This is a genomic window from Streptomyces rectiviolaceus (assembly GCF_039533825.1).
Lineage (GTDB): Bacteria > Actinomycetota > Actinomycetes > Streptomycetales > Streptomycetaceae > Streptomyces > Streptomyces rectiviolaceus.
On the sequence record NZ_BAAAUG010000225.1, the window covers coordinates 1 to 2,417 of the forward strand.

Below are 2,417 nucleotides of genomic sequence, written 5' to 3' on the forward strand. Positions count from 1 at the left end.
CTCGCCCCGAACGACCCGCCGTCCCTCGGCCCCGGCAACTCCGCACCCGCCGACGCCGACGCCGACGCCGAGACCCGTCGGCCCTCGTCCTCGCTCACCCGCGCCGCGGCCCGCGCCCCTGCGCGGTAGGCGGCTATGGCGCTGGACCGCGCGGCCCGCGGATCGCCCTCGGACTCCGTGGGCTGGGCGGCCTCGATCGCGGCATGACCACGCGAACGATCGCTCTCCTCGGCCTCATAGGCCCCACCAGGCTCATCGACATCGAACCCACCACCGGCACTACTGGCACTACCGGCACCGGAGTCAGCACCCGAGTCGTCGCCCCCACCCCCGCCCTCGAACCCCGCGAGGAACTCCTCGGGCCGAGGGTCGTACCCGCACAGCGCCTCTTCCGCCGCGCCCGCAGCGAGGCCCGTGAGGACCACCCGGCCGTCGTCGCAGACCAGGACCGTGCGAGCGGTGATGTTCCGGTGGACCCAGCCGTGCGCGTGCAGCACCCGCAGTGCCGTCACCACGTCGGATGCGACCTCCGCCGCCCGATACGGGCTCAGCGGCCGGTCCGCGAGCAGCGCGGCCAGCGGCCTCGCCGCCACCAACTCGCTGACTATCCACAGCGAACCACCCTCGGCGAACACGTCGAAGACCTGGTCGAGCCGAGGGTGGTCGGGAATCTGCGCGGCGGCCTGTGCCGCCTCTATCGCGCGCCGCACCGCCGGATCCGACGGCCTCCGCGTCGTACGCGCCGACGGCCGCCGCACCGCACCCGCGCTCACGAACCCTGCCGGAAGCTCCCCCTCCGGTAGGTCCCGCTCATCGAGCTCAAGCACTTCCGCGTCGACGACCTCGGGCAACGGGACCTGCCTGACCAGGACTTCCTGCCCGCTGTAGGTGTCAAAGGCCCGCGTCTCCGCGAGTTCGTACTCGTCCGCGGGAGGCAGCGGCAGGCGGTAGCGGTCGGCGAGTACCCGCCCCGCGTATTCGTCCACGACGCCTCCCCCGTCCGCCCGGTGGTCAATTCCGTTCGTCTTACGCCCTGTTGCGGCTGCGTACGGTCCGCAGTCACTCACGATACGTGCCGGAGGCAAACCACATTGAGGGGATGCGAGATCTCGCCGGACCCGTTCCGCGGACTCCCCGATTCCCCGAAGTCCGCGGCCCCCCGGCCCGCTGCCCGGCTACTTCTTCGGCTTGAACGACTTGGTGAAGGTCCGCCACGCGTCCTTGCGCTCGTCGCTGTCCCACTTGGCGGCCTTGGCCGTGTACATCATTCCGTAGCCCAGATTGCCGTTGACGACGAACCCGCGGTCTATCGAGCGGTACTTCGTGCCGCCGTCGACGTACGTGAACTCCCAGTCGGCCGTGTTCCAGCCACGGAAGTCGACCTTCTCTATCCGGATGCGCTTGTACTGCGACCGGACCATGTACGACTCCTGGCTCTTCCAGTCGCCCACGGGGTCCGACTTGGGGGTAGGAGTCCAGCCGATCAGCAGCTTCTGCCCGTCAGGACCGGTGAAGCGCGCGCCCGCGGCGGCCGTGGACTGGTACTTCCAGCCCTTGGGCAGGCCCACCGAGAAACCTTGCGAGTGCTTGTACGTCGACTCCGCGCCGTCGCCCGGCTCCTTGCCGGAGTCGCCGCTGTCGTCGCCGCTCTCGCTCGGGTCCTTGCCGTCACCCGAACCGGGGCTCGCGCCCGAACCGGCGCTCGCGTCCGCCTCGTCCTTGTCCCTGTCCTTCTCGGCACCGTCGTCCTGCCCGGCGCCCTTGTCCTCCTCCTTGCCGCCTCCGCCCGCGGTCGCCCCGCTGGAGGCGGCCTTGTCCCCGCTGTTCTTGCTGTCCTGCCCACCGCTCTCGTCCCCGCCGTTCAGCGCGAAGGCCAGGACGGTCCCGAGCACCGCGAGCACGAGCGCAACCGAAATGATCACGAGAGTGCGCCGAGGCACCACATCAGTGAGCGAGGCCTTGGCAGGCGTCGCACGCGGGGGCGTCACGGGAACCGGCGGCGTGCTCGAACCCCCGCCCCCAGCCACCGAACTCGCCCCGGAACCTGAACCAGACGCAGGAGCGGAAGAAGTGGAAGGGGAGGAAGCCGGAGTAGAAGCAGAAGCAGGAGCAGACGCGGCAGAAGCGGCGCCGGAAGCAGAACCGGAACCAGAGCTAGAGCTAGAGCTAGAGCCGGAGCCAGAAGGTGAATCAGTGCCGGAAGCAGCCGCCCCGGCCCCCGCACCCCGCGTGGTAGCCGCAGCCGCGGCCTTCCGCACCGACCGGAGCGCACCCTTCAGCCGCTCGGCGGCCTCCTCGCCCTTGCGGCCACCGGAGTTCACAGAGGATCCAGCGGCCCCGGAAGCCCCAGAAGCCCCAGAAGCTCCGGCGGACTCAGACGTGGCCGCCGTACCAGCGGCGCCCGCGGCGCCCGCAGC

At 70.8% G+C, this 2,417-nt stretch carries 2 protein-coding genes; both read right to left on the reverse strand.

Annotation, left to right across the window (positions count from 1 at the left end):
- The coding region (locus tag ABD378_RS42805) for a protein kinase (RefSeq protein ID WP_344530725.1) at positions 1 to 986 on the reverse strand (986 nt) is incomplete at its 3' end.
- Positions 987 to 1,175: 189 nt separating this feature from the next.
- A complete protein-coding gene (locus ABD378_RS42810) occupies positions 1,176 to 1,922 on the reverse strand; it encodes a serine/threonine protein kinase (RefSeq protein WP_344530727.1) in 747 nt (248 codons plus the stop codon).
- Positions 1,923 to 2,417 lie beyond the last annotated feature (495 nt).